The 5,273-nt window shown below is 67.5% G+C and carries 5 protein-coding genes and 1 pseudogene; 2 read left to right on the top strand and 4 right to left on the bottom strand.

Annotated features, from left to right (window positions below; genetic code table 11):
* A partial coding sequence (locus AD428_RS26525) for an aldolase/citrate lyase family protein (protein ID WP_235491073.1) occupies nt 1-125 on the bottom strand: 125 nt, incomplete at its 3' end.
* Between the two features lie 37 nt (nt 126-162).
* A complete protein-coding gene (locus AD428_RS22240) occupies nt 163-1,146 on the bottom strand; it encodes a tripartite tricarboxylate transporter substrate binding protein (RefSeq protein ID WP_053246622.1) in 984 nt (327 codons plus the stop codon).
* A 129-nt stretch (nt 1,147-1,275) separates the two neighbouring features.
* Between AD428_RS22240 and AD428_RS22235 the strand changes: the two genes are divergently transcribed.
* A complete protein-coding gene (locus tag AD428_RS22235) occupies nt 1,276-2,190 on the top strand; it encodes a LysR family transcriptional regulator (protein ID WP_053246621.1) in 915 nt (304 codons plus the stop codon).
* A gap of 140 nt (nt 2,191-2,330) precedes the next feature.
* On the opposite strand, the gene aceA is transcribed toward AD428_RS22235, so the two are convergent.
* On the bottom strand, nt 2,331-3,650 hold the full coding sequence (aceA, locus tag AD428_RS22230) for an isocitrate lyase (RefSeq protein ID WP_053246620.1): 1,320 nt from the start codon (nt 3,648-3,650) through the stop codon (nt 2,331-2,333).
* A 318-nt stretch (nt 3,651-3,968) separates the two neighbouring features.
* Between aceA and queF the strand changes: the two genes are divergently transcribed.
* A complete protein-coding gene (queF, locus tag AD428_RS22225; protein ID WP_053246619.1) occupies nt 3,969-4,793 on the top strand; it encodes an NADPH-dependent 7-cyano-7-deazaguanine reductase QueF in 825 nt (274 codons plus the stop codon).
* Between the two features lie 11 nt (nt 4,794-4,804).
* Here the strand turns inward: queF and AD428_RS22220 are convergent.
* Nucleotides 4,805-5,190, bottom strand: a pseudogene (locus AD428_RS22220) (cytochrome-c peroxidase); the annotation flags it as partial.
* Nucleotides 5,191-5,273 lie beyond the last annotated feature (83 nt).

Below are 5,273 nucleotides of genomic sequence, written 5' to 3'. Positions count from 1 at the left end.
GCCTCGGCCTTGCGGCCCGCGGCCACCGCGTCTTCCAGGTCGAACGACAGCGCGTCGGCGGGGCCGGCCAGCGCCTTGGCGAAAAGTTCCGGGCGGGATCCGGGAACGAACAGTTTGCTTCTCATTGCTTGCACTCGCATCTCGGCGGCCGCGCGCCGCACGTTACTGGGCGGAGATGTGGCGTTCCTCGGCCACCTGCTTCCATTTGCCGGCATCCGCGCGGACCAGGTCCGCGAACTGCGGCACGGTCAGCGTGGCCGGCACGGCGCTTTCCTCGGCAAACATGGCGCGCATCTTGTCGTCGGTGACAATGGCGCGTATTTCCTGGTTCAGGCGCTCGACCAGGGGCGCGGGCGCGCCCTGCGGCGCCAGGACGCCCCACCACAGCTCCACCGAATAGCCGGGCACGCTCTCGCCGATGGCGGGCAGGTCCGGATAGAACTGCGAGCGGCCGGGCGAAGTCACCGCCAGCACGCGCAGCCTGCCGCCCTTGAGCAGGGACGCCACGGAGGCGAAGCTGCCGATCACGAAATCCACGCGGCCGCCCGCGAGGTCGTTCAACGCCGGCGACATGCCCTTGTAGGGCACGTGCGTGAAAGAGGTCTGTGCGCCCCCCGCCATGATTTCGCTCGCCATCTGGTTGACCGAGCCCACCCCGGCGCTGCCGTAGGTCAGCTTGCCCGGATCCTTGCGGCCCGCCGCCAGCAGGTCGGCCACGGAGCGGTACGGCGAATCCTTGCCCACCACCAGCGCCATGGGGCTGCGCGCCAGCATGGCCACCGGCGCGAAGCTGCGGACCACGTCGTACTTGAGGTTGGTTTGCACGGCGGCATTGGTCGTCAGCGTGGACGACGAGAGCATCAGCACCGAACCGTCCCTGGCCGCGCGCGAAACGTATTCCGCGCCGATGGCTCCGCCCGCGCCGGGCCGGTTCTCGACGATGACCGGCACCGACAGGCGGTCCGACAGTTTTTCGGCCAGTACGCGCGCGAACACGTCATTGCTGCCGCCGGGCGGAAAGGGCACCACCATGGTGATGTTCTGCGGCAGCGCGGGCGCCCCCGCCGGGGCGGCCGCCGACGCGGGCGCGCCCGCGCACAGTCCGAGGCTCAATGCGGCCGCAAGGCCGGCCAGGGTCTTTTTCATCTTCAGTCTCCACTCCTCGATGGCCCGCCGCTGCGCGGCGCGGATCCGGTTGTTGTCCGTTGCGAATACTAGGCCCCGCCCCTGGTGATATAAAGCGAGGATTCTTAAAACGCTACGTGAGGATTTCTGATGAAGATCGAGTCTTTCCGTACCCTGAACGCGGTGCTGCGCGGCGGCAGTTTCGCGGCCGGCGCGGCCGACATGAACCTGTCTCCCAGCGCGGTCAGCCTGCAGATGAAGCAGATGGAGGAGTACTTCGGACAGCCGCTGTTCGACCGCTCGGCGCTGCAGGTGCGTCCCAACGCCTTCGCCGCCGAAGTGGACGCCGTGCTGCAGGAGGCGCTGGCGCGCCTGGACGAACTGCGCCGGCGCAGCACCCCGGCCGTGGAAGGCAAGGTGCGGATGGGCATCATCGAACCCCTGCAGGTCACGCTGCTGCCGCCGCTGCTGCGCACCGTGCGCGAGCGCTACCCGAAGCTGGACGTGCGGCCCGTGCGCGGCCGCGTGGCCGACCTGGTCGAAAAGCTCAAGCGCGGCGAGATCGACGCGGCCATCATCGTGCAGCCCGAAACGGGCGGGTCCAGCCGGCTTGCGTGGACGCCGCTGTTTCGCGAGCGCCTCGTGCTGATCGCGCCGCCCGGCTCGCGCGAAAAGACCGTGGCCGAGCTGTTCCGCCGCCACGAATGGATACGCTTCGACAAGAGCACGGTGGGCGGCCGCATCGCGGCCCGCTATGTGGCGCAGCATGCGCCCCACGCCCGCTGCCGCCTGGAGATGCAGTCGCTGGCGGCGCTGACGGCGCTGGTGTCCGAGGGGCTGGGCGTGTGCATTCTGCCCGAGCCCGGCCGCAACCTGCTGGACGTGCATCCGGTGCGCGTGCTGCCGCTGGGCAAGAACGGGCCCTGCCGGCAGATCTCGTTCGTGAGCCGGCTGGCCGACCAGGAGAACCGGCTGGTCCAGGCGCTGCTGGATGGCGCGCAATCGGCGGCCGGGGAGACCGCTGCCGACAGGGCCGGCGGCCAGGCCGCGGCGGCGAACCCGTAAGCCACGCCGCGCCCGCTGACGGGCACGGACCGCCCGCAAAAAAAAGCGGGTGCCCGCAGGCACCCTGAATCCACCCTACAACAACTACAGCACAACAGCACAGCGATCCGGGCCCGGCCAGGGGCCCGGCGGTGGCCCCGTCAGGCCGCCTTCTGCTCCTTGCCGTGTTCGAACTGCGCTTCTTCCGTGGAGCCGGTGAGCGCGGTCGTCGACGACTTGCCGCCTTCGATGGTCTGGGTCACGGCGTCGAAGTAGCCCGTGCCCACTTCGCGCTGGTGCTTCACGGCGGTGAAGCCCAGTTCGGCGGCGGCGAATTCTTTCTGCTGCAGTTCCACGAACGCGCTCATCTGGCGGCGGGCATAGCCGTGGGCCAGCTCGAACATGCCGTAGTTCAGCGCGTGGAAGCCGGCCAGCGTGATGAACTGGAACTTGTAGCCCATGGCGCCCAGCTCGCGCTGGAACTTGGCGATGGTGCCGTCGTCCAGGTTTTTCTTCCAGTTGAACGAAGGCGAGCAGTTGTAGGCCAGCAGCTTGCCCGGGAACTGGCGGTGGATGGCCTCGGCGAACTTGCGCGCGTATTCCAGGTTGGGCGTGGAGGTTTCGCACCAGATCAGGTCGGCGTACGGCGCATAGGCCAGGCCGCGCGAGATGGCCTGCTCGATGCCCGCGCGGGTGCGGAAGAAGCCTTCGACGGTGCGCTCACCCGTGATGTAGGGGCGGTCGTTCTCGTCCACGTCGCTGGTGACCAGGTCGGCAGCGTCGGCGTCGGTGCGAGCCAGCAGCACGGTGGGCGTGCCCATCACGTCGGCGGCCAGGCGCGCCGACACCAGCTTGGACACGGCTTCGCGGGTGGGCACCAGCACCTTGCCGCCCATGTGCCCGCACTTCTTCACGGAAGCGAGCTGGTCTTCGAAGTGCACGCCGGCCGCGCCGGCCTCGATCATGCCCTTCATGAGTTCGAAGGCGTTGAGCACGCCGCCGAAACCCGCCTCGGCATCGGCCACGATGGGCGCGAAGAAGTCGATGTAGCCCTCGTCGCCCGGGTTCTTGCCTTCCATCCACTGGATCTGGTCGCAGCGGGTCAGCGTGTTGTTGATGCGGCGCACGACCTGCGGCACCGAGTTGGCGGGGTACAGCGACTGGTCGGGGTACATCTCGCCGGCCAGGTTGGCGTCGCCCGCCACCTGCCAGCCCGAGAGGTAGATCGCCTTCAGGCCGGCCTTGACCTGCTGCATGGCCTGGTTGCCGGTCAGGGCGCCCAGCGAATTGACGAAGGGCTCGCTGTGCAGCAGTTCCCAGAGCCGCGTGGCGCCGCGGCGGGCCAGCGTGTGCTCCACGGCGAGCGAGCCGCGCAGGCGGATCACGTCCTCGGCGGAATAGTCGCGCTTGATGCCTTGCCAGCGGGCGTTCTCGGCCCAGTCCTTCTGCAGATTGCGGATTTCGGTTTCGCGGTTGCTCATGGCGATGCTCCTGTCGGTAATGGGAAGACTTGCTTGGATCGGGGTGCTGCAATGCTTGAATCGTTGGAGAAAGTCTAAGCCTGTGCTGCAGGGCAAAGCGGCCTGATATCTTATATAAGACAAAAATTATTTTTCTTTAAAATCAATCAATTACAAACATCGTTTCGTATTACGAAAGCATGTTGTCAAGGATGAAATGGGTTTGCGCTGCTGCGCAGCACCCGCTTTCACATCTTGAAGACGGCATTTCACGATCCGGAAAATAGCCAGCCCGCAAGCGCCTAAAATGCCGGTATTTCCCGCAATGACCGAATCGCCATGACGCTGTCGCACGGCCCGCTGGGCCAACCCGTGAGCTATGCCTCGCAATACGATCCTTCGCTGCTCTTTCCCATCGCGCGCGCGCACAACCGCGCGGCGCTGGCGCTGGACCGCGGGCCGCTGCCCTTTCATGGCGTGGATATCTGGAATGCCTATGAGCTGTCGTGGCTGGACGCCAAGGGCAAGCCGCGCGTGGCCATGGCCACCTTCAGCGTGCCGGCCGACAGCCCCAACATCATCGAGTCCAAGTCGTTCAAGCTGTACCTGAACTCCTACAACCAGACGCGGCTGGTGAATTCGGCCGCGCTGCGCGGCCGGCTCGAGCGCGACCTGAGCGCGGCGGCGGGCGCGCCGGTGGGGCTGGATTTCATCCTGCCGCAGCGCTTCGGCGAGCTGCGCATGGCCGAGCCCGAAGGCATCTATATAGACAAGCTGGACGTGGAGATCGACACCTACGAGCCCGATGCCGGCCTGCTGCGCACGCGGCCCGGCGACCCCGTCGAGGAGACCTTGGCTTCGCGACTGCTGAAATCGAATTGCCCGGTGACCGGCCAGCCCGACTGGGCCACGCTGCAGATCCGCTACCGCGGCGCGCCCATCGACCGCGAATCGCTGCTGCGCTATGTGGTGTCGTTCCGCCAGCACGCGGAATTCCACGAGCATTGCGTGGAGCGCATCTACACCGACGTCATGCAGACCTGCCGGCCCGAGAAACTCACCGTGTACGCGCGCTACACGCGCCGCGGCGGCCTGGACATCAACCCCTGGCGCAGCAACTTCGAAGCGGCGCCGCCGCCGGAGGTGCGCACCGTCCGGCAATAGCGGGCCGCGCCTCGCCGGCCGAGCTGCGGCCGGCCCATCACGTCCACCGCCTGCGCCAGCGTGGCCGCCGCGCCGTCGTGGAAGTAGGGATAGATCAGCGCCACGTTGCGCAGCGTGGGCACCTTGAAGTTGAACCTGCCGGCGTCCTTGCCGGTCACCGCCGCGCGGCCCTCGGCCTTGTTGTCGGTCTGGCAGGGCATGACCGGGTCCGTCTTCTGGAACGAATTGCCGCCCACGCCCGGGCCGTTGTGGCAGGCGATGCAGCCGCTGCTCTTGAAGAGCTCGCAGCCCGCCAGCTCGCGCACCGTGAGGGCCTTCTTGTCGCCGCGCAGCCACTTGTCGAAGCGCGAATTGGGCGTACCAGCGTTTCCTCGAAGGCGGCCAGGGCCCGGGCTATTGCAACGGGCGGCGGCAAGCGGCACTTTGCGGCGGGTCAAGTCCGGAACCGGGCGCTTGCGCCGCCGCTCCGGCGCAAGCGCC

This window comes from Achromobacter sp. DMS1 (genome assembly GCF_001270295.1).
This window is presented reverse-complemented; position numbering and strand designations above follow the sequence as displayed.